The sequence below is a fragment of the Streptomyces flavalbus genome (assembly GCF_042674625.1).
GTDB classification, from domain to species: domain Bacteria; phylum Actinomycetota; class Actinomycetes; order Streptomycetales; family Streptomycetaceae; genus Streptomyces; species Streptomyces flavalbus.
The window spans coordinates 1,263,036-1,288,777 of the sequence record NZ_JBHTEB010000001.1; the positions used below are offsets into that span (position 1 = coordinate 1,263,036).

Consider the following 25,742-nt stretch of genomic DNA (forward strand, 5'->3'; position numbering starts at 1 on the left):
CCGCCGCTCAGCTCGCCAGCACTCCCTGGCCCGGCGTCGGCCTGCTGGCCGCCGGGTCGCGGTGGGCCGGGTCGCGGACCTCACCGACCAGCAGCTCCAGCACGTCCTCCAGCGCGACCAGCCCCAGCACCCTGCCGGAGGCGTCCGCCACCTGCGCGAGGTGGGTGGCGGCGCGGCGCATCACGGTGAGGGCGTCGTCCAGCGGGAGGTCGGACCGCAGGGTCGTCATCGGCCGCCACAGTTGCTGCGGCACCGCCCGCTCGGACTCCTCCAGGTCGAGTACGTCCTTCACGTGGAGATAGCCCATGAAGGCGCCGCCGTCCGCCGCGACCGGGAAGCGGGAGTACCCGGTGCGGGCGGTCAGCTCCACGATCCGGGCCGGGGTGACCGACGGACTGACGGTGATCAGCGACTCGCGCCTGAGGAGGACGTCGGTGACCGGGCGGGAGCCCAGTTCGAGGGCGTCCTCCAGCCGCTCCGCCTCCTCCGGGTCGAGCAGGCCCGCCTGACCGGAGTCCTCCACCAGGCGGTTGAGCTGCTCGCTGGTGAACACGGCCTCCACCTCGTCCTTCGGCTCCACCCGGAAGAGCCTCAGCACGGCCTGGGCGCAGGCGCCGAGCGCGACGGTGATGGGGCGGCACAGCCGGGCGAAGGCGACCAGGCCCGGGCTCAGCCACAGGGCGGCCTTCTCCGGGGCGGCCATCGCCAGGTTCTTCGGGACCATCTCCCCGATGACGAGGTGGAAGAAGACCACGGTGGCCAGGGCGATCACATAGCCCAGCGGGTGGATCATGGCGTGCGGCAGGTGCACCCACGCGAAGACCGGCTCCAGCAGGTGCGCCACGGTCGGCTCGGCGACGGCGCCCAGCGTCAGGGAGCACACCGTGATGCCGAACTGCGCCGCCGCCATCATCTGCGGCAGCCGCTCCAGGCCGTACAGGACCTGCCGGGCGCGCGCCGTGCCGAGCGGTTCGATCTGGCTGCGGCGGACCGACACCAGCGCGAACTCGGCGCCCACGAAGAACCCGTTGGCCAGCACGAGCAGCGCGGCGAAGAGAAGCTGCAACAGGGTCATCGCGCCCCCTCCACGGCGGGTACGGCGAGGGGCTGCGCGGAGCGCGCGGCCAGGGCCGGAGCCGTGGCGGCGGCACCGCTGGGCGCCGCGAGGGTCACGCTGGCGGCCGTCAGCGCCGGGGAGGGCGCCGTGGCGACCAGGCGGACGCGTTCCGCGCGGTAGTGGCCGACGCGGCGGACGGTCAGGCGCCAGCCCGGGAGTTCCGCCTTGTCACCGACGGCGGGGATACGGCCGAGCAGGTCCGCGACGAGTCCGGCGACGGTCTCGTACGGCCCCTCGGGCGCGGTCAGCCCGACCCGGGTCAGGGTGTCGACGCGGCAACTGCCGTCGACGTCCCAGGCGGGGCGGCCGTCCTCCGGTGGGGCGGGGGCCAGCTCGGGCGCCTCGTCGAGCACGTCGTCGTGTTCGTCGCGGACCTCGCCGACGATCTCCTCGACGATGTCCTCCAGGGTGACGACCCCGGCCGTGCCACCGTACTCGTCGACGACGACCGCGATGGGCTGCTCGCTGCGCAGCCGGGCCAGCAGCGGCCGCACCGGCAGGGTCTCGGGGACCAGCAGCGGCGGGCGGGCGATCCGGCCCACGGGGGTGCGCAGCCGGTCGGCCACGGGGACCGCCAGCGCGTCCTTCAGGTGGACCATGCCGACCACCTCGTCGATCCGCTCCCGGTAGACCGGGAAGCGGGACAGGCCGGTGGCGCGGGTCAGGTTGACCACGTCCTCGGCGGTGGCCGACGACTGGAGGGCGCTGACCCGCACGCGCGGGGTCATCACGGCCTGCGCGGTCAGCTCACCGAGCGACAGCGTGCGGACGAAGAGGTCGGCGGTGTCCTGCTCCAGGGCTCCGGCGAGGGCCGAGTGCCGGGCCAGGGAGACCAGTTCGCCGGGGGTGCGGGCGGAGGCCAGCTCCTCGGTGGGCTCGATGCCGAGCGCGCGGACCAGCCGGTTCGCCACGGCGTTCAGCGCGGCGATCACCGGGCGGAACGCCCGCGCGAAGAGGTGCTGCGGGGCGGCGACGAAGCGTGCCACCTGGAGCGGTCGGGAGACCGCCCAGTTCTTGGGGACGAGTTCACCGAGGACCATCTGCACGGCCGACGCCAGCAACATGCCGACGGCGACGGCGACCCCGGGCACGGCGCCCGCGGGGAGGCCGGTCGCGGTGAGCGGCCCGCGCAGCACCGCGGCGAGCGCGGGCTCGGCGAGCATTCCGACGACCAGGGAGGTGATGGTGATGCCGAGCTGGGTGCCGGAGAGCTGGAAGGACAGCTCCTTCAGCGACTCGACGACCGTGCGGGCCCGCCGGTCGCCCTCGGCCGCGGCCTGCTCGGCGTCCGCGCGTTCGACCGTGACCAGGCCGAACTCGGCGGCCACGAAGAAGCCGTTGGCGAGGATCAGCACGAAGGCGGCTGCCAGGAGCAGCAGGGGGGTGATCATGATGCCGCCGCCGTCGCCTGGGCGCGCACGAGGTCGGTGCGGTGCGCGCTATGTCGGCCGGGGGCGGCGCAGGTACTACAGGACGATCCGTCCATCGCCGGTGGGAGTCACTCCTCGGGTAGCAGGAACCCCTGTGCACCGGGCGGTACGACAGGGGCGAGGACGCGCGGATCGCGTCCTCGCCACCAGATTAATCAAGACAGGGGCGAATGCGTCAGGGTGAACACCCTGAGCCGACCCGGATGTTCCCGCGCGCCTCAGTCCCGGTGTTCCCGCGCACGGGCCTCCACCAGCGCGCGCAGGGCGCTGGTGTCCGCGATGGCCTGCTGCTTGTCGATGCCGGGCTGGATGCCGATGGCGGCCAGGCTGGTGCCGTCGCTGAGGTCGAGGAACACCCAGGGGTCGCCCACGCGGAGGTTCACCCGGACGATCTCGGCCCATTCAAGGCGGCGGGTGCTGGCGAAGTTCACGACGGTGACGCCGGACTCCTCGGCGACGACCTTGGGCCGGGCGAGGACCACGGCCACGCTCGCCAGCAGGGCGCCGGTGAAGATGAAGCTGACCCGCTCCCCCGGGCTGAGCCGGTCGAGGAGCAGCGCGATGGCCGCGACGACCGCGAAGATCGCCACGGCCGCGGCGAGCAGCACCGCGCGGGTGCGGCCCGGCCGGAAGGTGTGCGGGAGCGCGGGCACGGCGGGGAGGTCTGAGTGGTCCGGCATCGGTGCGCCGCCCCTCAGAGTCGGCAGGCGTGGATGGCGGTGGTCAGGATGGCGCGGGCGCCGATCTCGTAGAGGTCGTCCATGACCCGCTGGGCGCCCTTGGAGGGCACCATGGCGCGCACGGCGACCCAGCCCTCGTTGTGCAGCGGGGAGACGGTCGGGCCCTCGAGCCCTGGGGTGATGGCGACGGCCTGTTCCAGGTGCTCGGCGCGGATGTCGTAGTCCATCATCACGTACGTCCGGGCGACCAGGACGCCCTGGAGGCGGCGCAGGAACTGCTGGACCTTTGGCTCGGCGGCCTCGTCGGTGTCGGCGCCGGTGCGCCGGATGACGATCGCCTCGGACTTCATGATCGGCTCGCCGATGACCTCAAGGCCCGCGTTGCGCAGCGAGGTGCCGGTCTCGACGACGTCCGCGATGACCTCGGCGACGCCCAGCTCGATCGCGGTCTCCACGGCGCCGTCGAGGTGCACCACGGAGGCGTCGATGCCGCTGTCCTTGAGGTGTCCGGCGACGATGCCCTCGTAGGAGGTGGCGACGGTCAGGCCGTTCAGGTCCTCGACGCCCTTGGCGGTGCCGGGCTTGGTGGCGTACCGGAAGGTGGAGCGGGCGAAGCCGAGGGGGAGGATCTCCTCGGCGTTGGCGCCGGAGTCGATCAGCAGGTCGCGGCCGGTGATGCCGATGTCGAGGCGGCCGGAGGAGACGTAGATCGCGATGTCGCGGGGGCGGAGGTAGAAGAACTCGACCTCGTTCTCCGGGTCGACGATGCGCAGTTCCTTGGACTCGCGGCGCTGCTGGTAACCGGCCTCATGCAGCATGTCCGCCGCAGGGCCGGAGAGTGAACCCTTGTTGGGGACGGCGATGCGCAGCATGAGGTCGGCTTCCTTCGCTTCGAGGGGGTGCGGGGTGTTCCGGGCGTGCGGTTCAGAGGTGGGCGTAGACGTCGTCCAGGGAGATGCCGCGGGCGACCATCATCACCTGGACGTGGTACAGCAGCTGCGAGATCTCCTCGGCCGCCGCCTCCTTGCCCTCGTACTCGGCGGCCATCCAGACCTCGGCGGCCTCTTCGACGACCTTCTTGCCGATGGCGTGGACGCCCTTCCCGACCAGTTCGGCGGTGCGGGAGGTGGCGGGGTCGCCGTGGGCGGCCTTCTGCTGCAACTCGGTGAAGAGCTGCTCGAACGTCTTATTGGACATGGTGAGGCTCAGCCTATGCCAACCGCCGGGTGCCTCAGCGCCAGGGTTCGGATACTGAACGCAGCGTCGCCGCGGTCGCCACCGCCGCGGTCACCGCCTCGTGCCCCTTGTCCTCGCTGGAGCCGGGCAGTCCGGCCCGGTCCAGGGCCTGTTCCTCGGTGTCGCAGGTCAGCAGGCCGAAGCCGACGGGGACACCGGTGTCGACGGAGACCTGGGTGAGGCCCTGGGTGACGCCCTGGCACACGTAGTCGAAGTGGGGGGTGCCACCGCGGATGACGACGCCGAGCGCCACCACGGCGTCGTAGCCGCGGCCCGCGAGGCCCTTGGCGACGACGGGGAGTTCCCAGCTGCCAGGGACCCGGAGCACGGTGGGCTCGTCGATGCCCAGGTCGCGCAGGGCGCGCAGGGCGCCCTCCACCAGTCCGTCCATCACCTTCTCGTGCCACTGGGCCGCGATGACGGCGACCCTGAGGTCGCCCACGCCGGTCACGGACAGTTCCGGTGCGCCCTTGCCACTCACGTTCCTGTGTCTCCCTCTTGCCCTGTTCGTCTGTTCGCTTACTGGTCGCCGCAGGTGGGCACGGTGGTCGTGTCCAGCCAGGGCAGGTCGTGGCCCATCCGGTCCCGCTTGGTGCGCAGGTAGCGGAGGTTGTGCTCGCCCACGGTCACGGGCATCGGCTCGCGCTCGGCGACCTTGATGCCGTGCCGGGTCAGAGCGTCGCTCTTGTCGGGGTTGTTGGTGAGCAGCCGTACGCTGCGCACGCCGAGGTCGTCGAGGATCTGGGCGCCCGCCGCGTAGTCCCGGGCGTCGGCGGGCAGGCCGAGTTCCAGGTTGGCGTCCAGGGTGTCCCGGCCGCGCTCCTGGAGTTCGTAGGCGCGCAGCTTGGACAGCAGGCCGATGCCGCGGCCCTCGTGGCCGCGCAGGTAGACGACGACGCCGCGGCCCTCGGCCTGGATGCGCTCCAGGGCGGTGTCGAGCTGGGGGCCGCAGTCGCAGCGCAGCGAGCCGAAGACGTCGCCGGTGAGGCATTCGGAGTGGACGCGGACGACGACGTCCTCGCCGTCGCCGAGGTCGCCGTGGACGAGGGCGACGTGTTCGACGCCGTCGACGGTGGAGCGGTAGCCGTACGCGGTGAAGGTGCCGTGCCGGGTCGGCAGGTGGACCTCGGCCTCGCGGCGGACGGTGGGCTCGGCGGGGGACGCGGTCCGCTCGGGCTCGGCGGGGAGCCGGGGGGAGCGGCGGTAGGCGATGAGGTCCGCGATGGAGATGATCGACAGGCCGTGCCTGCGGGCGAACGGCACCAGCTCGGGCAGCCGCAGCATCCGGCCGTCCGCCCCGGCGATCTCCACGATGGCCCCGGCCGGGCGCAGCCCCGCGAGGCGGGCGAGGTCGACGGCGGCCTCGGTGTGGCCGTCGCGGACGAGCACGCCGCCGGGCTTGGCGCGCAGCGGGAAGACGTGGCCGGGGCGGACCAGGTCGGTCGGCTCGGCGGTGCCGCTGGCCAGCAACTGGAGCGTGGTGGCGCGGTCGGCGGCGGAGATGCCGGTGGTCACGCCGTGCGCGGCGGAGGCGTCCACGGAGACGGTGAACGCGGTCTTCATCGACTCGGTGTTCTCGTCGACCATCTGCGGGAGCCGGAGCCGGTCGAGTTCCTCGCCCTCCATGGGGGCGCAGATCAGGCCGCGGCACTCGCTCATCATGAAGGCGACGATCTCGGGGGTCGCCTTCTCGGCGGCGATGACGAGGTCGCCCTCGTTCTCGCGGTCCTCGTCGTCGACGACGACCACGGGGCGTCCGGCGGCGATGTCGGCGATGGCCCGCTCGACGGGGTCGAGGGTGAGGTCCTCGGCGCGGTCGGCGCCGTACAGGACGGGTGCCGCGGTCATGCGCGGGCTCCTTCCGGGACGGGCCGCGCCGCCGTGCGGGAGCGCAGCCACCAGTCGCGCAGGCCCCACAGGACGAGCGCGCCGTAGATGACGTAGACGAAGCCGGAGAAGGCGTAGCCGTTGGCGAAGTTCAGGGGGACGCCGACGAGGTCGACGAGGAGCCAGGCGAACCAGAACTCGACCATGCCGCGGGCCTGCGCGTACATGGCGACGATGGTGCCGACGAAGATGTAGGCGTCCGGCCAGGGGTCCCAGGACAGGCTGGGGTACGCCTTGAACAGCAGCGCCACCGCGACGGTGCCCGCCGTGGCCGCCGCGGCCATCGCGGCGCGCTCGGTCCAGGTGGCGAAGCGGACGGATATCTGGCCGTCCGCCGCCTTGCCCTGGCCGCGGTTCCACTGCCACCAGCCGTACAGCGCGACGACCATGACGACGGCCTGCTTGCCCGCGCTGCCGGTGAGGTGGCCGAAGAAGGCGCCGAAGAGGATGAGTCCGGCGAGGAACTGCACGGGCCAGGTCCACAGGGAGCGCCGCCAGCCGAGGGCGAGGGCGACCAGGCCGAGGGTGTTGCCGATCATGTCCGACCAGAGGATGTGCTGGTCGAGGAGGACGAACGCCTCGGAGTTCAGCGCGTTCACCGGGTCGCCCCCTGGTCACCGTGGCCCGCCTGGCCCGTCCGGACCGCCTGACCCGTCTGGCCCGTCGCGCCGAGCATCCGCTCGACGTACTTGGCGATGATGTCCACCTCCAGGTTGACCGGGGCGCCGGGCTGCTTGTGGCCGAGCGTGGTCAGGTCGAGGGTGGTGGGGATGAGGCTGACGGTGAAGTGGTCGGCCCCGGCGTCGACGACGGTGAGGCTGATGCCGTCGACGGTGATGGAGCCCTTCTCGACGACGTAGCGCGCGAGGTCGGCGGGCAGGGAGATCCTCACGATCTCCCAGTGCTCGGAGGGGGTGCGCTCCAGGATCGTCCCGGTGCCGTCGACGTGGCCCTGCACGATGTGGCCGCCGAGGCGGTCGCCGACGGCGGTGGGGCGTTCGAGGTTGACGCGGGAGCCGACGGTGAGGGCGCCCAGGCTGGAGCGCTTGAGGGTCTCGGCCATGACGTCGGCGGTGAACTCGTCGCCCTCGTGGTCGACGACCGTGAGGCAGACGCCGTTGACGGCGATGGAGTCGCCGTGCTTCGCGCCCTGGGTCACGACGGGGCCGCGCAGCCGGAAGCGGGAGGCGTCGCCGAGGTCCTCGACGGCGGTGATCTCGCCCAGCTCTTCGACGATTCCGGTGAACACTTCCCGGGTCCTCCTGCCTCTTCGGGCACGGACTCCGGGGCTGTCGATGACGACAGAAGGTACGGACGGGAACACGCGGAGCGACGCCGGACAGCGGCCCACCCGAGGACGGACCCGATATCGGCGGCGCGCACGAATGCCCGCCCGCCGCGCACTGCCTCCCATCCGGACTTTAACCGTCGGTCCAGGAATTTCACCTGGTCAACCGGCCGCTGGAGGCGACCGGGTCGCGGACTGTAACCGCCGGTTCGGACTTTCACCGACCCCGGAGTGCGCTGCTGTTGGTACAGGGCCAGTGTGCCACGCCCGATCAGCATCCATGTACGCGCATGGTGTGGGGTGGCTCACAGACCGTGCGCCGGACATGCCGCCACACCCACCACCGCCGCCCCAATTGGTCCATACCTATTGACGTATTGGTCTAGTCCTCTCTACGGTCTGGCCCAACTTCCGTGGAGAGGAACCGACTTTGCTGTCCCCCACACGCACCCCCTCGCGCAACCAGAAGAGACCCGCCCTGCTCGCCGTCGCCGGGGCCGCGGCGGGCCTGGTGCTGGCCGGGCTGCTCCCGGCGGGCGTCTCGCACGCCGCCGACCAGGAGTCCTGCCGCCCCGACGGCCTCTACCGCACCCCCGGCGTCGACGTCCCGTACTGCTCGGTCTACGACGCGGCGGGCCGGGAGAAGATGGGCGCCGACCACCAGCGCCGGGTGATCGGCTACTTCACCGGCTGGCGCACCGGCAAGGACGGCACGCCCGCCTACCTGGCCTCCGACATCCCGTGGGACAAGGTCACCCACATCAACTACGCCTTCGCGCACGTCGACGGCGGCAACCGGATCTCGGTCGGCGCGGACGGCGCCACGAACGCGGCCACCGGGATGACCTGGCCGGGGGTGAGCGGCGCCGAGATGGACGCCACGCTCCCCTACAAGGGCCACTTCAACCTGCTGAACAAGTTCAAGAAGCAGCACCCGGACGTCAAGACGCTGATCTCGGTGGGCGGCTGGGCGGAGACCGGCGGCTACTTCGACGACAGCGGCAAGCGCGTCGACTCCGGCGGCTTCTACTCCATGGCGACCAACGCCGACGGCTCGGTCAACCAGTCCGGCATCGACACCTTCGCCGACTCGACCGTCCAGTTCCTCAGGAAGTACGGCTTCAACGGCGTCGACATCGACTACGAGTACCCGACGTCCATGAAGGACGCGGGCAACCCGCTCGACTACTCGATCTCCAACGCCCGCCGCGCCGGGCTGGTCAAGGGCTACGCGGCGCTGATGAAGACCCTGCGCGAGAAGCTCGACCGCGCGGGCGTCACGGACGGACGGCACTACATGCTGACGGTGGCCGCGCCGTCCTCCGGGTACCTGCTGCGCGGCATGGAGACCTTCCAGGTCCAGAAGTACCTGGACTACGTCAACATCATGTCGTACGACCTGCACGGCGCCTGGAACGAGTACGTCGGTCCGAACGCCTCGCTCTTCGACGACGGCAAGGACGCCGAACTCGCGGCGGCGGGCGTGTACTCGACGTCCCAGTACGGCGGGATCGGCTACCTCAACACCGACTGGGCGTACCACTACTTCCGCGGCTCGATGCCCGCGGGCCGCATCAACATCGGACTCCCCTACTACACCCGGGGGTTCAAGAACGTCACCGGCGGCACCGACGGGCTCTGGGGCCGGGCGGCGACCACCAACTGCCCGGCCGGGTCCGGGCTGACCAAGTGCGGTGACGGCGCCACCGGCATCGACAACCTCTGGCACGACCTGGACACCACCGGCAAGGAGTCCCCGGCGGGCTCCAACCCGATGTGGCACGCCAAGAACCTGGAGAAGGGCGTCGTCGGCGACTACGTCACCCGGTACGGCTTCCCCGCCGACACCCGGCTGACCGGCACCTACGCCCGCAAGTACGACGCCACGCTGGTCGCGCCCTGGCTGTGGAACGCCGAGAAGAAGGTGTTCCTGTCCACCGAGGACGAGCAGTCGGTGAAGGCCAAGGCGGACTACGTGGTGGACCGCGGCATCGGCGGCACGATGGTGTGGGAGCTGGCGGGCGACTACGCCTGGAACGCGGCCAAGGGCGAGTACGAGCAGGGCTCCACGCTGACGACCGCGATGTACGAGAAGTTCAGGTCGGCCACGCCGTACGGCGCCCGGCGCGCCACCGTCGACCTGCCGAGCGAGGCGCTCGACGTCGACGTGCAGTTCGGGCAGTTCCCGCTCGGCGACTCCAACTACCCGATCAGCCCCAAGCTGAAGATCACCAACAACACCTCGACCGCCCTGCCCGGCGGTACGGAGTTCCAGTTCGACTACGCCACCTCGGCGCCCGGCAACGCCAAGGACCAGTCCGGCTGGGGCACCTCGGTGATCCGCAGCGACCACACCGGCGCCAACGTGGGCGGCCTCAAGGGCGACTACCACCGGGTCTCGCTGAAGCTGCCGGGCTGGCAGTCGCTGGCGCCGGGCGCGTCGGTGGAGCTGGACTTCGTGTACTACCTGCCGGTGTCGACGCCCTCCAACTGGACGGTGACGTTCGGCGGGAAGACGTACGCCCTCGCCGGTGACCTGGCCCGCGGCACCACCGTGGTGAACCCCGGGACGGGCACGTCACCGTCGCCGACGCCCACCGGGCCCGGTGGGTCGTGCGCGGTACCGGCGTGGGACGCGGGCACGGCGTACGGCGGCGGCAGCACGGTGGCGCACAAGGCGCACACCTGGAAGGCCAAGTGGTGGACGAAGGGCGAGGAGCCCGGCACCACCGGCGAATGGGGCGTCTGGCAGGACCTCGGCGCCTGCTGACCCCCCGCGCGGACCGGCCCGGCGGCGGTGACGACGGCCCTTGCCCGCCGCCGGGCCTCACCAGGCCCCGCAAGGGGCCTTCCGGCAGGTCGGGGCCAGGACGACCGCCGCGCACCCGCCGGCGAGTTCGAGCAGCACCGCCCGAGGCTCCTCGTCCTGGCCTACCGGACGCCGGGCCCGGCCCATGGGGCGCAGGACGCGGCCCAGGACGCCCGTCCGCGCCTCGGCGGCGTCGACCGGCGGAGCGTCGAGCAGCCCGCGGCTGGGCGAGGCCGACTGCCGTCGGCTCCACCGGCGGGCGGTACAGCGGGTCTCCGGGTCGACTTCCGGCTGGCCGGGGCCAACGGCGCCACCGCGCTGACCGGGTGGTTTGGCGACGAGCCGCCGATCGTGGTCACCTTCGAGAGCCACGACGAACGGACCGCGCACGTGCGGAGCGTGGTGAACGCGGAGAAGCTGGCCTTCGTAGGCGTCAGCTGCTGGCCGCCGGGTAGGGCCTGTCACATTCGGTGGGGCCGCTCGGTCGGAGCTGGTGTGGGGCGCTCCGTCCGGGGGCGCGGTGTGGCAGAAAGGGCTGAACAGCATGACCACGATCCTGGTGACCGGCGGTACCGGCACCCTGGGCCGACACGTCACCGAGCGGCTGCGGGCGGACGGGCACGAGGTACGGGTGCTCAGCCGGACCACGCAGCCGTACGCCGTCGACCTGCGCGAGGGCGGCGGCGCGCTGGACGCGGCGCTCGACGGCGTGGAGACCGTCGTGCACTGCGCCTCCTCGCCGCGCGGCGACGAGCGGGCGGCGGCCAACCTGATCACGGCGGCGCGGCGGGCCGGGGTCAGTCACCTGGTGTACATCTCCATCGTCGGCGTCGACCGGGTGCCGTTCGGCTACTACCGGACCAAGCTCGCCGTGGAGCGGCAGATCGAGGAGTCGGGGCTCGGCTGGACGGTGCTGCGGACGACGCAGTTCCACGATCTGCTGGCGCGGCTGTTCGGGATGCTGTGCAAGGCGCCGGTGCTGCTGCTGCCCGCGGGCGTGCGGGACCAGCCCGTCGAGGTCGCCGAGGTCGCGGCGCGGCTGGCGGAGCTGGCGGCGGGCCCGCCGGTCGGGCGGGCGGCGGACCTGGGCGGCCCCGAGGTCCGTGACCTCACCTCCCTGGCCCGCGCCTACCTGCGGGCCACGGGCCGACGCCGCCCCCTGCTCTCCGTCCCGCTGTGGGGCACCACCTACCGCGCCTTCCGCGCGGGCGGCCACCTCACGCCGGAGCGGGCGGCGGGCGAGGGCACCTTCGAGGAGTACCTGACCAAGCGGTTCGGGCGGCGCCCACGGGGGTGAGGACGGGGCCTGACGTCGGCGGGGGCCAAGGGGGCTGACGTTGGCGGGGGCTCCGGGGGCTGACGTTGGCGGGGGCTCCGGGGCATGACGTAGGCGGGGCTCACGTCACCGTGGCGCGAACAGGTCATCCTGGGCCCGGTCGCGGGCCGTCAGCAGGGCGCCCCGCAGGACCGCGCCGCCGCCCAGCGCCCCGGCCCTGACCTCCGTGGGCAGCGGGGACATCCGCCGGACGCGCTCCCCCACGCGGGCGGCGAGCCGCGCGCCCCCGGCCTGGCCGACCTCACCGCCGAGCACCACGCAGCCGGGGTCGAGGACGGCGGCGACGGAGGCCACGCCGATGGCGAGGCGGTCGGCGAAGGCGTCCAGGAAGCGCCCGGCGCGCTCCGCGTCCGGCAGTCCGGCGACGGCGTGCCGCACCACCGCCGCGGCGGTCGGCTCGCTCCCCGTCTCCGGCACGCCCAGGCCGTGCTCCTCGGCCAGCTCGACGACCGCCGCCGAGCCCGCGAGGGAGTGGAAGCCGCCCCCGCAGTCGGTCGCGGAGGGCACGTTCGAGGTGCCGGGCACGGGAAGGAAGCCGATCTCGCCGGTGCCGCCGGAGGCACCGCGCCGCAGGACGCCGTCCAGGACGACGGCCGCGCCGGTGCCGTGCCCGAGCCAGAGCAGCACGAAGGTGTCCCGGTCGTGGGCGGCGCCGTCGCGCTGCTCGGCCAGGGCGGCGAGGTTGGTCTCGTTCTCGACGCTGACCCGGGCCTCCGGGAGCCGCTCCTGGAGGGCCGCGACCAGGCGCCGGTGCCACTCGGGCAGGCTCACGGAGTCACGGAGTTCCCCGGAGGCCGGGTCGATCAGGCCCGGGGCGCCGATCCCGACGGTGTGCAGCCGGTCCGCCCCCGCCTCCTTCACCACCCGCTCCACGAACGCCACCGCCTGCTCCACCGCGGCCCCCGTCCCCGACGCCGCGTCGATCGGCAGCGACGCCTCCGCGAGCGCCCGCCCCAGCAGATCGGCGACGACCACGGCGACGCCCTCGGTGCGCACGTCGAGGGCGGCGAGGTGCGCGCGGTCGGCGACGATGCCGTACAGCTTGGCGTTCGGGCCGCGGCGCTGCTCCCCCGCCTCCCCGACGACCGCGATCAGACCGGCGGCGGTGAGGCGGTCGACCAGGTCGGCCACGGTCGGCCGGGACAGGCCGGTCAACTGCTTCAACTGCCCCGCCGTCAGCGGACCCTCACGCTGGAGCAGTTCCAGCGCGGACCGGTCGTTGATGGCCCTGGCGGTGCTCGGGGATGCGGGCATACCGGGATCCTCCCAGATAGGCGGTGGTGCAGGCCCGGCGTCGATAATCTCTATCTATCAGGCAGGCTTCCTGATAGTTTACGCGACGGCAGCACGGCGGCAGCGCGACGACAGCGCGACAGCGGTCGGCGCCAGTGCGACGACAGCACGGCAGCGGTCGGCGGCAGCGCGGACGCGGCGATCGGAAAGGGCGGGACAATGAGCGCAGTGGTCTACGAGCAACGCGAGGTGAGGCGCGCCCGGTACGCCGTGGCCGCGGTCTTCGCCGTGCACGGCGCCGTCACCGGCTCCTTCGCCACCCGGGTGCCGTGGATCCAGGACCACGCCTCCGTCAGCGCGGGCCAGCTCGGCCTGGCGCTGGCCTTCCCCGCCCTCGGCGCGTCGCTGGCGATGCCGCTCGCGGGCCGGGTCAGCCACCGCTTCGGCGCCCGTACGGCGCTGCGCGGACTGCTCGCGCTGTGGACGCTGGCGCTCACCCTGCCGTCCCTCGCGCCCAACCTCCCGGCGCTCTGTCTGGCCCTGTTCGTCTTCGGCGCCACGGCCGGGATGTCGGACGTGGCGATGAACGCGCTCGGCGTCGAGGTGGAGAACCGGCTCGGCCGGTCGATCATGTCCGGGCTGCACGGCATGTGGAGCGCGGGCGCGCTGATCGGCTCGGCGGGCGGCACCCTCGCCGCCCACCTGGGCGCGGACGCCCGCCTCCACCACGCCCTCGCCGCCGCCGTCCTGACCGTCGGCGGCCTGGTGGCCTGCGCCTGGGTGCTGGACCTCCAGCCCGCCGAGGACGAGGAGCCGCCGCCGCGGTTCGCGCTGCCGCCGAAGTCGGCGCTGCTGATCGGCGCGGTCGGGTTCTGCGCGGTGTTCGCGGAAGGGGCGAGCCTGGACTGGTCGGCGGTCTACCTGCGGGACGAGCTGGAGACCTCGGCGGGTCTCGCCGCCGCCTGCACCACCGGCTTCACCCTCACCATGGCCATCGCCCGGATCGCCGGTGACCGGGTCGTGGACCGCTTCGGCTCGGTCCGCACGGTCCGCTACGGCGGGATCCTCGCCGTCCTCGGCGGACTGCTGATCGTCTTCGCGGGCCACCCGGCGGTCGCCATGACCGGCTTCGGCCTCGTGGGCCTCGGCATCGCGGTCGTCGTCCCGCTCTGCTTCGCCGCGGCGGGCCGCAGCGGACCCAACCCCAGCCAGGCCATCGCGGGCGTCGCGACCATCACCTACACCTCCGGCCTGGTGGCGCCCAGCGCGATCGGCACCCTGGCCCAACTCACCAGCCTGGTCGTGTCGTTCGCGCTCGTGACCGTCCTCTCCTGCGGGCTCGCCGCCTTCGCGGGCGTGCTGCGCGGCGCCGACCGCGACCGCCCGAAGATCAGCGCGCCGAGCACGGTCGCCGTCGACCAGCGCGGCTGACCCCCGAGACCACCGGCCCCGAACATCCACAGCCCCGCTTCGGGGCCGGTCCAGCGCACCCCCGCACACCCCCCACAATGGTCCGGAACGTTTCACCTGCACAGCACCGCGAGAAAGCGACACACCCATGGACCTCGGCGTGCGTTGGAAGCTGCACGGAGACGGGCGCACCCCGGCGCCCGGAGCGGTCGTCCGCCCCGACGAACGGCTCTCCTGGCCGCGCACGGCCGGGCTCGGCGCCCAGCACGTCGTCGCGATGTTCGGCGCGTCGTTCGTCGCCCCGGTCCTGATGGGGCTCGACCCCAACCTGGCGATCATGATGTCCGGCGTCGCGACGGTCGTCTTCCTGCTGGCCACCCGCGGCCGGGTGCCGAGCTACCTCGGCTGCTCGCTGTCCTTCGTGGGCGTGGCCGCGGTGATCCGCGCCGACGGCGGCTCCAGCGCCACCGTCACCGGCGCCGTCCTGGTCGTCGGCGCCGCGCTGTTCCTCGCCGGACTCGCCGTGCGCCGGTTCGGCGCGCGGATCATCCACGCCGCGATGCCGCCGATCGTCACCGGCGCCGTGGTGATGCTGATCGGCTTCAACCTGGCGCCGGTGACCGCGTCCACGTACTGGCCGCAGGACCAGTGGACGGCGCTGCTGGTGATGCTGTTCACCGGGCTCGCCGTGGTCTGCCTGCGCGGCTTCTGGTCCCGGATCGCGATCTTCCTCGGCCTGGTCTTCGGCTACGGGATCTCCTGGGCCTTCGACCGGGTCTTCGGCCGCATCCACTCCGCCGACCCGAGCGGCAAGGTCACCGACCACTGGCGGCTGGACTTCTCCGCCGTGGGCCAGGCCGACTGGATCGGGCTGCCGTCCTTCCACGGCCCGTCCTTCGAGTGGTCCGCGATCCTGGTCGCGCTGCCGGTGGTGATCGCGCTGATCGCGGAGAACGCCGGGCACGTCAAGGCGGTCGGCGAGATGACCGGCGACGACCTGGACGACAGGCTCGGTACGGCGATCTCCGCGGACGGCGTCGGCTCCATGCTGTCCACCGCGGTCGGCGGCCCGCCCACCACCACCTACTCCGAGAACATCGGCGTGATGGCGGCGACCCGCGTCTACTCCACGGCCGCCTACTGGGCCGCCGCGTGCTTCGCCCTGCTGTTCGGCCTGTGCCCCAAGTTCGGCGCGGTCGTGGCCGCCATCCCGGGCGGCGTCCTCGGCGGCATCACCGTCATCCTGTACGGCATGATCGGCCTGCTCGGCGCGCAGATCTGGATCAACGCCAAGGTCGACCTGCGCAACCCGCTCAACCTGGTCCCGGCCGCCGCGGGCATCATCATCGGCGTCGGCAACGTCTCGCTGGAGATCACCGACACCTTCTCCCTCAGCGGCATCGCCCTCGGCACGCTGGTCGTCATCACCGGCTACCACGCGCTGCGCGCCTTCGCCCCCGCCCACCTCAGGACGCAGGAACCGCTGCTGGACGAGGGCACGTCCAGCTACGACGAGGACGCCCCGCGCGCCAGGCCGTAGGCGTACGAACGTCGGGCGGGTTCCCCCGTTCTGGGGAAGCGCCGGGCCCGTCGGCACGCCGCACGGCCTGGTGCTGGGACGCTGCCCCCATGGCGCAGTTGGAGCAGTGCACGACGTCCGTCGACGCGGTCGTCTCCCGGATGCGGGCCCTGGCGGCGGAGCTGCCCGCGCGGGACGGCCTCGCGGTGTTCCACCGCGTCTACCTCACCGTCGTCGAGGAGACCCACCGGCGGCGCGACGGCGGCCGGTGGGCGAGCACGCTGGACGTACGGTTCGCGGAGCGCTACCTCGCGGCGGTGGACGCGGGCGCGCAGGGGCGTCGTCCACCGGCCTGCTGGCGGCCCCTGTTCGCGTTCCGCCGCCATCCCGGGGTACGACCGCTGCAGTTCGCGCTGGCGGGGGTCAACGCGCACATCGGCCACGACCTGGCGCTGGCGGTGGTGGACGCCTGCTGTTCGCTCGACTGCGAACCCGCCGAGCTGGAGGCCGAGTTCGACCGCGTGGGCGATCTGCTCACCGTGCTGGAGGAGCGGGTCCGCGAGGATCTGATGCCGGGCCCCGACCTGCTGCGGATCGCGGACCCGCTCATCCATCTGCTGGGCGCCTGGAGCCTGGAGCGGGCCCGCGACGCCACCTGGGCGGCGGCGCGGGCTCTGTGGGCGCTGCGGCACCTGCCGGACCTCGCCGCGGAGTTCACCGAGCGCCTGGACGCGGCGGTCGGCTTCGCGGGCCGGATGATGCTCACCCCGCTGCCCGACTGAAGGGCCGGGCCCCCTCAGTCCTCCGGCAGTTCGACCGGCGCGATCTCGTCGTAGAGGTCGCCGGGCCCCGGGTTGGCCGGGTCGGTCTCCCCGCCGAAGTGCCGCATGACGCCCCAGACGGCGTTCAGCGCGGTCTGCACGGCGCCCTCGGCCCAGCCCGCCGTCCAGGAGATGTCGTCACCGGCGAGGAAGACGCCCCGCTTGTCCTCGGGCAGCCGGTCCTGCATGAAGTGCGTGAACAGGCGCCGCTGGTAGCGGTAGTGGCCGGGCAGGTTGGCCTTGAACGCGCCCATGAAGTAGGGCTCGTTCTCCCAGGAGACCGTCACCGGGCTGCCGATGATGTGCTTCCTGATGTCGACCTTCGGGTAGATCTCGCCGAGCGACTTCAGCATGACCTCCATCCGCTCGTTCGCGGACAGCGGCAGCCACTTCAGGCTGTCGTCGCACCAGGTGTACGACAGGCAGATGACGGCGGGCTTGTCCGGGCCGTCGTCGAGGAGGTACGTCCCACGGGTCATCCGGTCGGTGAGGGTCATCGACATGACGTCCCGCCCGGTCTCCTCGTCCTTGTCCAGCCAGAACGGCCGGTCCACGGGGACGAAGAGCTTGCTGGACTCCATGTAGTGGGTGCGCTCGATGGCGGTCCAGTGGTCGATCGGGAAGAGCGCGTCATCGCAGTCGATCTTCGACAGCAGCATCCAGGACTGCGCGGTGAAGATCGCCGCCCGGTAGGTGCGGATGGCGCCGTCCGCGTCCGTCACGGTGATCCGGTTGCCCGCGGTGCGGTGCAGCCGGGTCACGGCCGGGCGGGGGGCGCGGCCCTCGTGCAGGCTCGCGAGCGAGGTGCCGTACGGCCAGTGGACGATCTTCTCCGGCTCGCGCTCCCAGAGCCTGAGCGGCAGTTGCTGGGAGCCGCCGACGATGCCGCGGTGGTGGTCGTCGGCCTCGGTGTAGACGACGCGCAGGATCTCCAGGATGGAGTTGGGGAAGTCGGTGTCCCAGCCGCCGGTGCCGAAGCCGACCTGCCCGAAGATCTCCCGGTGCCGGAACGACCGGAACGCCTCGGACTCGCAGAGGAAGCCGTAGAAGGTCTGGTTGTCCAGCTTCTCGACCAGCCGCGCCCAGATCTCGCGGATGCGCGGCACGTCCCGCTCGCGCAGGGCGCGGTTCATGTCGGAGAAGTCGGCGCCCTCCTCCAGGCACCGGCTCCAGGCGTCCGCGACGTCCCGGTAGACCTGCGGCAGGTCGTCGATGGTCTCGGCGTAGTGCGACTCGCCCTTGAGGTCGACGACGGTCGACGGGGTCGCCTCCGAGAGCGGGTTGGGGAACGGCCGGGTCTCAAGGCCCACCAGGTCGATGTAGTGCTGGAGGGCGGTGGAGGACGGCGGGAAGCGCATCGCGCCCATCTCGGCGGTGAGCGCCGGGTCGCAGCCGTCGAAGCCGACGGTCCGCAGCCGTCCGCCGATCTGGTCGGCCTCGTAGACGACCGGCTTCAGCCCCATCTTCATCAGCTCGTACGCCGCCACGATGCCGGAGAGCCCGCCGCCGATGACGGCGACCTCGGCGCCGTGCTCGGTCGCCGGGACCTGGCCGAGCCCCGCCGGGTGGGCGAGGAAGTCGTCGTAGGCGTAGGGGAAGTCCGGGCCGAACATGGTGATCGGCGGCTGCTGCTCGTCTGCGTGCTCGACGGCGTTGGGCACGGTGGACGTCATGGGGTGCGGACTCCTTGCGCGGTACTGGGGAGGGCGGTGCGGGGGGGGTTCAGATGAGGGAGCCGTACAGGCCGGGGCGGCGGTCCTTCAGGTACGGGTTGGCCTCGCGGGAGGCGGCCAGGAAGGCGGGGTCGACGTCGGCGAGGACGAGTTCCTCGGCGCGTCCGGCGCGGGTGCGGGCGACGCCGTCGGGACCGGCGAGCGTGGACAGGCCGACGAACTCGAACGCGCCCTCGGCGCCGACCCGGTTGACGTACGCGACGTACATCTGGTTCTCGAAGGCCCGCACCGGCACCAGCGACTCCGCGACGAACTGGAACGGGTGCATCTGCGCGGTCGGCACCAGCAGCAGGTCGGTGCCCGCGAGGGCGTGGGCGCGGACGTTCTCCGGGAACTCCACGTCGTAGCAGATCATCAGGCCGACCCGCAGACCGTCCAGCTCGGCCTGGACGACCGGCCGCTCGCCCGGCGTGAAGTGGTCGCGCTCGTAGCAGCCGAAGAGGTGGGTCTTGCGGTAGTTGGCCAGCCGGGTGCCGTCGGCGGAGATCAACTGGGCGGAGTTGTGGACGGTGTCCCCGGCGCGCTCCGGGTAGCCGTAGGCGACCGCGAGGCCGTGCCGTCCGGCGATGTCGGCGACCGCGTCGGCGCCGTCGCCGTCGGCGGGCTCGGCGAGGCGGGCGATGTCGTCGCCGATGGCGTACCCGGTGAGGAACATCTCCGGCGCGACCAGCAGCCCGGCGCCCGCGGCGGCGGCCCGGCCCGCGGCCTCGTCGAGGACCTTGAGGTTCTCGGCGGGCGAGCCGGGACGGCCGGAGCTCTGGAGCAGGGCGGTGCGCATACGGGTTCCTCACCAGGAAGGACGGGGGTGTGGGGCCGGACAGTGGAGGCCCCCAAGAAGGTACGTTCGGCCGCCGCGCCCGGACAAGGAGCACCCGTTGCGCACCGATGCGCGGATCGTTGCGTCCGTGGCCCGCTGCCCGGCGATTCGTTGCGCGGGCCCGCTCGCCCCCGCCCTCCGGGTCAGGTCGGGGAGCCGGACGAGAACCTGCGCAGCAGCGGGGAGAGCACCAGCACCGACTTGGTGCGCTCCACGAACGGCTCCCCCGCGATCCGCTCCAGGACCCGTTCGAAGTGCCGCATGTCGGAGGCGAAGACCTGGGCGACGGCGTCCGCGTCGCCGGTGACCGTGGACGCGGCGACGACCTCCTGGTAGCGCTCCAGACCGCGTTGGATGGTCTCCGGTGAGGTGTTGCTGCGGCAGTAGATCTCGACGAACCCCTCGGTGTGCCAGCCGAGGGCGGCCGGGTCCACCCGTACGGTGAACCCGGTGATCGCCCCGGTGGCGCGCAGCCGGTCCACGCGGCGTTTCACGGCGGGCGCGGACAGGCCGACGAGCTGCCCGATGTCCGCGTAGGAGCGGCGGGCGTCCTCGGCGAGGGCGTGCACGATGCGTTCGTCGAGATCGTTCAGCACTGCGGGTCGTTCACTTCACTTCGGCTGGGGCGGGACGGGCGCGGCGGGACCGCACCCGAGGACGGGCGCGGCGGGGCACCGCACCCGAAGTAGATCACGCCAGCCGGTGCGCGGCTCAGCTCCAGCTGGCGTGCAGCGGCTTGCCCTCGGCGTAGCCCGCGGCGCTCTGCACGCCGACGACGGCCTTCTCGGCGAACTCCTCCAGGGAGGCGGCACCGGCGTAGGTGCAGGAGGAGCGGACGCCCGCGATGATCGAGTCGATCAGGTCCTCGACGCCGGGCCGGGCCGGGTCCAGGTACATGCGGGAGGTGGAGATGCCCTCCTCGAACAGCGCCTTGCGGGCGCGGTCGTAGGCGGACTCCTCGCTGGTGCGGTTGCGCACGGCGCGCGCGGAGGCCATGCCGAAGGACTCCTTGTAGAGGCGCCCGCTGGCGTCCTGCTGGAGGTCGCCGGGCGACTCGTAGGTCCCGGCGAACCAGGAGCCGATCATCACGTTGGACGCCCCGGCGGCGAGCGCCATCGCCACGTCGCGCGGGTGGCGGACGCCGCCGTCGGCCCACACGTGCTTGCCGTACTTGCGGGCCTCGGCGGCGCACTCCAGGACCGCGGAGAACTGCGGCCGTCCGACGCCGGTCATCATGCGGGTGGTGCACATGGCGCCGGGACCGACGCCGACCTTGACGATGTCGGCGCCCGCCTCGATCAGGTCGCGCACGCCCTCGGCGGAGACGATGTTGCCCGCGGCGATCGGCACCCGGGGGTCGAGGGCGCGCACCACCTTGACGGCGGTGATCATCGACTCCTGGTGGCCGTGCGCGGTGTCGATGACGAGGGTGTCCACGCCCGCGTCGAGGAGCTGCTTGGCCTTGCCCGCCACGTCGCCGTTGATGCCGACGGCGGCGGCGACGCGCAGCTTGCCGGACGCGTCGACGGCCGGGGTGTAGAGGGTGGCGCGCAGGGCGCCCTTGCGGGTCAGGATCCCGGCGAGCTTGCCGTCGGCGTCGACGGCGGGGGCGTAGCGGCGGTTGTGCTGGTCGAGGGTGTTGAACGCCTCGCGCGGGTCTATGTCGGCGTCCAGCAGGAGCAGGTCCTTCGACATGACCACTTCGAGCTGGGTGAAGCGGTCGACGCCGCTGAGGTCGGCGTCGGTGACCACGCCGATCGGGCGGCCCGCGTCGTCCACGACGACCCCGGCGTCGTGCGCGCGCTTGGACAGCAGGCCGAGCGCGTCGGCGACGGTCTGATGGGGGGCCAGCACGATCGGGGTGTCCAGCACCAGGTGGCGGCTCTTGACCCAGGAGACGACGTCGGCGACGACGTCGATCGGGATGTCCTGCGGGATGACCACCAGGCCGCCGCGCCGGGCCACCGTCTCGGCCATCCGGCGGCCCGCGATGGCGGTCATGTTGGCGACGACGAGCGGGATGGTGGTGCCGGTGCCGTCCGGGGAGCTGAGGTCCACGCCCTGCCGGGAGCCGACGGCGGACCGGCTCGGCACCATGAAGACGTCGTCGTACGTCAGGTCGTACGAGGGCTGGAGGTCGTTGAGGAAACGCACGTGCTGCACATCCCAGTCGTTCAGAGGTGGCCCCCGGACAGGTCAGCCAGGGGGAAGAGCACGTACTTCATTGTCCCATGGCGACCGTAATGCCCCGCCCGGTCGGATCGTCCAGGCAGGTCAGAGGCGCCTTGGGAGGTTCCTCCAAGAACCCTCCCGCGGCGCCTCGGCACGTCCCGTATCCCTCGGCGTGGGTCAGGGTCCGTCCGGGTCGGCCCGGTTCAGGGCCGGGCGCGGGGTGGATCCGGCCGCCATCAGGTAGTCCGCGGCGGAGGTGTCCGTCACCAGGCTGGTGACGAGCCCGCTGCGCAGCACCGCGTCGATCGCGGCGGCCTTGCGCTGCCCGCCCGCGATGGCCACCACCTCGGGGATACGGCGGAGCTGGTCGGCCTTGACCGTGATGCACCGCTCCCCCAGGTCCCGGCCGACCCGGCGGCCCTCGGCGTCGAAGAGGTGCGCGGACATCTCGGCGGCGACGCCGAGCGAGGCGTAGTGCGCCCGCTCCTCGTCGCTGAGCATGTCGTGCACCGTGGAGATGCCGGGCTCCCAGGAGCCGATGGAGACACAGGCGACCGTGACCTTGTCGAAGTACTCGAAGGCGCGGGCGATCCCGGTCTGGTGGCGCAGCGCGGCTGCCGTGGCCTCGTCGGGCAGCAGCATGGGCGCGTAGATGGGGTGGGCGTCGCCGCCGGACACCTGGGCGGCGCGGCGGACGGCCTCCACCGAGCCGCGCTCGGCGGTCCCGGCGTCGTACACGCCCGTCAACTGCACCACCGTGCAGGGCGGCAGCCGGTTCAGGGCCGCCGCCATGTGGATGGTGGAGCGGCCCCAGGCCAGGCCCAGTACGTCGCCCTCGTTGACGAGTTCGCCGAGCAGGTCGGCGGCCACCTCACCGAGGTTCTCGGGGTCCGGGGTCTCCTCGGCGTCGGCCGGGGACTCGACGACGACGGCGTGCCTGAGGCCGTACCGGGCGCGCAGCGCGTCGGAGCGCTCGGCGTCCAGTTCGGCGGGGACTCGGATCTCGATGCGCACGAGATCCCGTTCGAGGGCGGTCTCCAGGACCCTGGCCACCTTGAAGCGGCTGACGCCGAACTCCTCCGCGATCTGGATCTTGGACTTACCCTCAAGGTAGAAGCGGCGGGCCATGGCCGCCGCCTGCACCAGCTCAGCGGGTCCCATCCGCATGGCTGACCGGCCCGCCGACATACCCGACACGGCGATCTCCTCACTGCTGTTCACACTCTGGATACGCCGTTCATCCTTGCAGATGCGGCGCGGTTGATCAGCCCGGATGAGAGCCGTTCACATTCCCGTGGTTCAGTGGCCGCATGACCAGGACGCGGCGGCCGTGGCCGCCTCCGCCTGGGTGCGCAGTGCACGTACCGCCTCGGCCGGGTCGTCCGCCCCGTAGACCGCGGACCCGGCGACGAAGACGTCGGCGCCCGCTTCCGCGCACCGCTCGATGGTGGCGGCCGAGACGCCCCCGTCCACCTGGAGCCACAGCTCGAGCCCGTGCTTGCTGATCAACTCGCGGGTCCGCCGGATCTTCGGGAGCATGATGTCGAGGAACGCCTGCCCGCCGAAGCCCGGCTCAACCGTCATGACCAGCAGCATGTCGAGTTCGGGGAGCAGGTCCTCGTAGGGCTCGATCGGCGTCGCGGGCCGCAGCGCCATCGCGGCGCGGGCGCCCTTGGCCCGGATCTCCCGGGCCAGCCGTACCGGGGCGGTGGCGGCCTCGACGTGGAAGGTGACGGAACCGGCGCCCGCTTCGACGTACTGCGGGGCCCACCGATCGGGGGCCTCGATCATCAGATGGCAGTCCAGCGGGGTGTCCGTCGCACGGGCCAGCGACTCTACGACCGGCACACCGAGGGTGAGGTTCGGGACGAAATGGTTGTCCATGACGTCGACATGGAGCCAGTCGGCTCCCTGCACCGCCTGCGCCTCCTCCGCGAGGCGGGCGAAGTCGGCGGACAGGATGCTGGGGTTGATCTGCGGGGCCATGACCCAAGCCTGCCATGTCGCTGCGCTCGGCTGTAACGGCGGTCCCCGGTGGCTAGGGTTGTGGGTCGACTGCGGGCCGTGGGGGCTTGTCGCGCAGTTCCCCGCGCCCCTTCGGGGGCGCTGGTGCGGAGGTGGGTATGACTGGTGACCGGGGTGTGGGGCGTCTGGTCTGCGGGGCGCGGGCCAAGTGGCTGGTGGTGGGGTTGTGGGTGGTGGTGCTGCTCGTCGTCGCGCCGCTCGCGCAGAAGCTGGCCGACGCGCAGGACAACGACGCGCAGTCGTGGCTGCCGGGCTCGGCGGAGTCCACCCAGGTTCTGGAGATCTCCGAGGACTTCCGGCCGGAGCAGATCCCGGCCGTGGTGGTCTACGCCCGCGACGGCGGCCTGACGGCCGCGGACCGGGCGCGGATCGCGGAGGACGTGCAGGAGTTGAGGCAACTGCGCGACCACGGCGTCCGGGGCGCCGAGACCCGCGGTCCGGTCTTCGACCGTGACACCGATCCGCGGGCCGCCCAGGTCTTCGTACCGATCACGATGGACGAGAAGGGCTGGGAGCGGATCTCCCCGGCCGTCGAGTCGATCCGCGACGACGTCGGGGAGAGCACCGGCGGGCTGGCCGTCCACATCACCGGCCCCGGCGGCACCTCGGCCGACTTCTCCGAGGCGTTCGAGGGCATCGACTCCACGCTGCTGTTCGCCGCGATGACGGTGGTCATCGTGATGCTGCTGCTCACCTACCGCAGTCCGACGCTGCTGGTGGTGCCGCTGCTGTCGGTGGTCGGCGCGCTGTTCACCGCGCAGGCGCTGGTGTACCTGCTCGCCGAGCACGGCGGGCTCACGGTGAACGGGCAGAGCGCGGGCATCCTGCTGGTCCTGGTCTTCGGCGCGGGCACGGACTACGCGCTGCTGCTGGTGGCCCGCTACCGGGAGGAGCTGCGCCGCCACGAGGACCGGCACGAGGCGATGGCGCTGGCGCTGCACCGCGCGGGCCCGGCGGTGGTCGCGTCGAGCGCCACGGTCGTCCTGAGCATGTTGGTGCTGATGGCCGCCGAGATGAACTCCACCAGCGGTCTCGGCCCGGTCGCGGCCATCGGGGTCGCCGTCGCGCTGCTGGCGATGCTGACGCTGTTCCCGGCGCTGCTGGTGATCTTCGGCCGCTGGATCTTCTGGCCGGTGATCCCCCGCTACGGCAGCCCCGACCCCACCGAGCGGGGCGTCTGGGCGCGCACCGGCCGCCGTATCGCACGCCGACCGCGCATGGTGTGGGCCGTGACGGCCGGGGTCCTGGCGGTCTGCTCCCTCGGCCTGATCCAACTGCGCGCGGAGGGCATCAGCAACGCCGACGCGTTCACCGGCGAGCCGGACTCGATCGTCGGGCAGGAGGTCTCCGCGCGCTACTTCCCGGCGGGCAGCGGCGACCCACTCGTGATCGTGGCCAACCAGCCGCAGGCCGAGCAGGTGGGCCGGGCGGTGGCCGGGACGCAGGGCGTGGTGCCGGAGTCACTGGGTCCGGCGCCCGGCGCGAAGACGGTGCACGAGGGCCGGGTGCTGTTCGAGGCGACCATGTCCGACCCCGCCGACAGCGAGGCCGCGAAGCAGACCGTCGAACGGGTCCGGGACGCCGTGCACGACGTGCCCGACGCCGACGCGCTGGTGGGCGGCGGTACGGCGGCCCTGCTGGACATGGACGAGGCGACCACCCACGACAACGTCCTGATCATCCCGCTGGTGCTGGTCGTGGTGCTGCTGATCCTGTGCGTCCTGCTGCGCGCCCTGATCGCGCCGCTGCTGCTGATCGGCACGGTGATCCTGTCCTTCGCCGCGGCCCTGGGCATCAGCGCGCTCGCCTTCCGGTACCTCTTCGACTACGCGGGCGAGACGACCGACTTCCCGCTCTTCGTCTTCGTGTTCCTGGTCGCCCTGGGCATCGACTACAACATCTTCCTGACCACCCGCATCCGCGAGGAGGCGGCCCGCCAGGGCACCCGCGCCGGCGTGGTGACCGGCCTCGCCGCGACCGGCGCGGTCATCACCTCGGCGGGCCTGGTCCTGGCGGGCACCTTCGCCGCCCTCGGCACCCTCCCGATGGTCGCCTTCGCCGAAATCGGCTTCGCGGTGGCCCTCGGCGTCCTCCTGGACACCTTCATCGTCCGCTCGGTCCTGGTGACGTCGCTGTTCCTGGACGTCGGCGGGAGGGTGTGGTGGCCGAGCCGCCTGGCCCGGGAGGAGGACGCCCAGCCCGGCGGCGCGGGACCCTAGCCTGACCCCA

General features: G+C 72.5%; 23 protein-coding genes and 1 riboswitch. Of the genes, 6 read left to right on the forward strand and 17 right to left on the reverse strand.

The window, feature by feature from the left end; all coding sequences use genetic code 11:
- Positions 1-7 precede the first annotated feature (7 nt).
- The 9 genes from ACFQZ6_RS05475 to ACFQZ6_RS05515 all read right to left on the reverse strand — a co-directional run bounded on the left by ACFQZ6_RS05475 (position 8) and on the right by ACFQZ6_RS05515 (position 7,599).
- Positions 8-1,075: a hemolysin family protein gene (locus ACFQZ6_RS05475; RefSeq protein WP_381605220.1), complete on the reverse strand. Its 1,068-nt coding sequence runs from the start codon at positions 1,073-1,075 to the stop codon at positions 8-10.
- Positions 1,072-2,508 (reverse strand): hemolysin family protein, encoded by a 1,437-nt coding sequence (locus ACFQZ6_RS05480; protein ID WP_381605221.1) that lies wholly within the window; start codon positions 2,506-2,508, stop codon positions 1,072-1,074. The genes ACFQZ6_RS05475 and ACFQZ6_RS05480 overlap by 4 nt, the downstream gene beginning before the upstream one ends.
- A gap of 257 nt (positions 2,509-2,765) precedes the next feature.
- Positions 2,766-3,227, reverse strand: coding sequence for a PH domain-containing protein (locus ACFQZ6_RS05485; protein WP_381605222.1), 462 nt, complete (start codon positions 3,225-3,227; stop codon positions 2,766-2,768).
- A 14-nt stretch (positions 3,228-3,241) separates the two neighbouring features.
- A complete protein-coding gene (gene hisG / locus ACFQZ6_RS05490; RefSeq protein WP_381605223.1) occupies positions 3,242-4,099 on the reverse strand; it encodes an ATP phosphoribosyltransferase in 858 nt (285 codons plus the stop codon).
- 52 nt (positions 4,100-4,151) lie between these two features.
- The gene (locus ACFQZ6_RS05495; protein WP_360223541.1) at positions 4,152-4,424 is read right to left on the reverse strand and encodes a phosphoribosyl-ATP diphosphatase; all 273 of its coding nucleotides are present in this window, start codon (positions 4,422-4,424) and stop codon (positions 4,152-4,154) included.
- 34 nt (positions 4,425-4,458) lie between these two features.
- Positions 4,459-4,944 (reverse strand): 6,7-dimethyl-8-ribityllumazine synthase, encoded by a 486-nt coding sequence (ribH, locus tag ACFQZ6_RS05500; RefSeq protein ID WP_381605224.1) that lies wholly within the window; start codon positions 4,942-4,944, stop codon positions 4,459-4,461.
- Between the two features lie 38 nt (positions 4,945-4,982).
- Positions 4,983-6,311 carry a bifunctional 3,4-dihydroxy-2-butanone-4-phosphate synthase/GTP cyclohydrolase II gene (locus ACFQZ6_RS05505; RefSeq protein ID WP_381605225.1) on the reverse strand — a complete coding sequence of 443 codons (1,329 nt, stop codon included), beginning with the start codon at positions 6,309-6,311 and terminating at the stop codon, positions 4,983-4,985.
- Entirely contained in the window at positions 6,308-6,949 is a 642-nt protein-coding gene (locus tag ACFQZ6_RS05510) for a nicotinamide mononucleotide transporter family protein (RefSeq protein ID WP_381605226.1), read from the reverse strand. The genes ACFQZ6_RS05505 and ACFQZ6_RS05510 overlap by 4 nt, the downstream gene beginning before the upstream one ends.
- A complete protein-coding gene (locus ACFQZ6_RS05515) occupies positions 6,946-7,599 on the reverse strand; it encodes a riboflavin synthase (RefSeq protein WP_381605227.1) in 654 nt (217 codons plus the stop codon). The genes ACFQZ6_RS05510 and ACFQZ6_RS05515 overlap by 4 nt, the downstream gene beginning before the upstream one ends.
- A gap of 147 nt (positions 7,600-7,746) precedes the next feature.
- Positions 7,747-7,877: riboswitch (FMN riboswitch) on the reverse strand.
- Between the two features lie 191 nt (positions 7,878-8,068).
- Between ACFQZ6_RS05515 and ACFQZ6_RS05520 the strand changes: the two genes are divergently transcribed.
- Positions 8,069-10,408 (forward strand): chitinase C-terminal domain-containing protein, encoded by a 2,340-nt coding sequence (locus tag ACFQZ6_RS05520; RefSeq protein ID WP_381605228.1) that lies wholly within the window; start codon positions 8,069-8,071, stop codon positions 10,406-10,408.
- A gap of 57 nt (positions 10,409-10,465) precedes the next feature.
- Here the strand turns inward: ACFQZ6_RS05520 and ACFQZ6_RS05525 are convergent, their stop codons facing one another.
- Positions 10,466-10,837, reverse strand: a complete 372-nt coding sequence (locus tag ACFQZ6_RS05525; RefSeq protein WP_381605229.1) for a hypothetical protein — start codon at positions 10,835-10,837, stop codon at positions 10,466-10,468.
- Positions 10,838-10,991: 154 nt separating this feature from the next.
- On the opposite strand from ACFQZ6_RS05525, the gene ACFQZ6_RS05530 reads away from it, so the two are divergent.
- Positions 10,992-11,744, forward strand: a complete 753-nt coding sequence (locus tag ACFQZ6_RS05530) for an SDR family oxidoreductase (RefSeq protein ID WP_381605230.1) — start codon at positions 10,992-10,994, stop codon at positions 11,742-11,744.
- Between the two features lie 105 nt (positions 11,745-11,849).
- Here ACFQZ6_RS05530 and ACFQZ6_RS05535 read toward each other — a convergent pair whose 3' ends face one another.
- On the reverse strand, positions 11,850-13,037 hold the full coding sequence (locus tag ACFQZ6_RS05535) for an ROK family transcriptional regulator (RefSeq protein WP_381605231.1): 1,188 nt from the start codon (positions 13,035-13,037) through the stop codon (positions 11,850-11,852).
- 198 nt (positions 13,038-13,235) lie between these two features.
- On the opposite strand from ACFQZ6_RS05535, the gene ACFQZ6_RS05540 reads away from it, so the two are divergent.
- The 3 genes from ACFQZ6_RS05540 (at position 13,236) to ACFQZ6_RS05550 (ending at position 16,727) form a co-directional block, all read left to right on the forward strand.
- The gene (locus tag ACFQZ6_RS05540) at positions 13,236-14,447 is read left to right on the forward strand and encodes an MFS transporter (RefSeq protein WP_381605232.1); all 1,212 of its coding nucleotides are present in this window, start codon (positions 13,236-13,238) and stop codon (positions 14,445-14,447) included.
- Positions 14,448-14,574: 127 nt separating this feature from the next.
- A complete protein-coding gene (locus ACFQZ6_RS05545; RefSeq protein ID WP_381605233.1) occupies positions 14,575-15,966 on the forward strand; it encodes a uracil-xanthine permease family protein in 1,392 nt (463 codons plus the stop codon).
- 89 nt (positions 15,967-16,055) lie between these two features.
- Positions 16,056-16,727, forward strand: a complete 672-nt coding sequence (locus tag ACFQZ6_RS05550; protein WP_381605234.1) for a DUF5995 family protein — start codon at positions 16,056-16,058, stop codon at positions 16,725-16,727.
- A gap of 14 nt (positions 16,728-16,741) precedes the next feature.
- Here the strand turns inward: ACFQZ6_RS05550 and ACFQZ6_RS05555 are convergent, their stop codons facing one another.
- The 6 genes from ACFQZ6_RS05555 to rpe form a co-directional block, all read right to left on the reverse strand.
- Positions 16,742-18,439 carry a flavin monoamine oxidase family protein gene (locus ACFQZ6_RS05555; RefSeq protein WP_381605235.1) on the reverse strand — a complete coding sequence of 566 codons (1,698 nt, stop codon included), beginning with the start codon at positions 18,437-18,439 and terminating at the stop codon, positions 16,742-16,744.
- Positions 18,440-18,488: 49 nt separating this feature from the next.
- Positions 18,489-19,277 (reverse strand): carbon-nitrogen hydrolase family protein, encoded by a 789-nt coding sequence (locus ACFQZ6_RS05560; protein WP_381605236.1) that lies wholly within the window; start codon positions 19,275-19,277, stop codon positions 18,489-18,491.
- A 182-nt stretch (positions 19,278-19,459) separates the two neighbouring features.
- On the reverse strand, positions 19,460-19,912 hold the full coding sequence (locus ACFQZ6_RS05565; protein ID WP_031067555.1) for an Lrp/AsnC family transcriptional regulator: 453 nt from the start codon (positions 19,910-19,912) through the stop codon (positions 19,460-19,462).
- 115 nt (positions 19,913-20,027) lie between these two features.
- Entirely contained in the window at positions 20,028-21,470 is a 1,443-nt protein-coding gene (locus ACFQZ6_RS05570) for a GuaB1 family IMP dehydrogenase-related protein (protein WP_381618094.1), read from the reverse strand.
- A gap of 195 nt (positions 21,471-21,665) precedes the next feature.
- The gene (locus tag ACFQZ6_RS05575) at positions 21,666-22,709 is read right to left on the reverse strand and encodes a sugar-binding transcriptional regulator (RefSeq protein WP_380976496.1); all 1,044 of its coding nucleotides are present in this window, start codon (positions 22,707-22,709) and stop codon (positions 21,666-21,668) included.
- A gap of 78 nt (positions 22,710-22,787) precedes the next feature.
- Positions 22,788-23,474: a ribulose-phosphate 3-epimerase gene (gene rpe / locus ACFQZ6_RS05580; protein WP_380976498.1), complete on the reverse strand. Its 687-nt coding sequence runs from the start codon at positions 23,472-23,474 to the stop codon at positions 22,788-22,790.
- A 137-nt stretch (positions 23,475-23,611) separates the two neighbouring features.
- Between rpe and ACFQZ6_RS05585 the strand changes: the two genes are divergently transcribed.
- On the forward strand, positions 23,612-25,732 hold the full coding sequence (locus ACFQZ6_RS05585) for an MMPL family transporter (protein WP_381605237.1): 2,121 nt from the start codon (positions 23,612-23,614) through the stop codon (positions 25,730-25,732).
- The last annotated feature ends 10 nt before the right edge of the window (positions 25,733-25,742 follow it).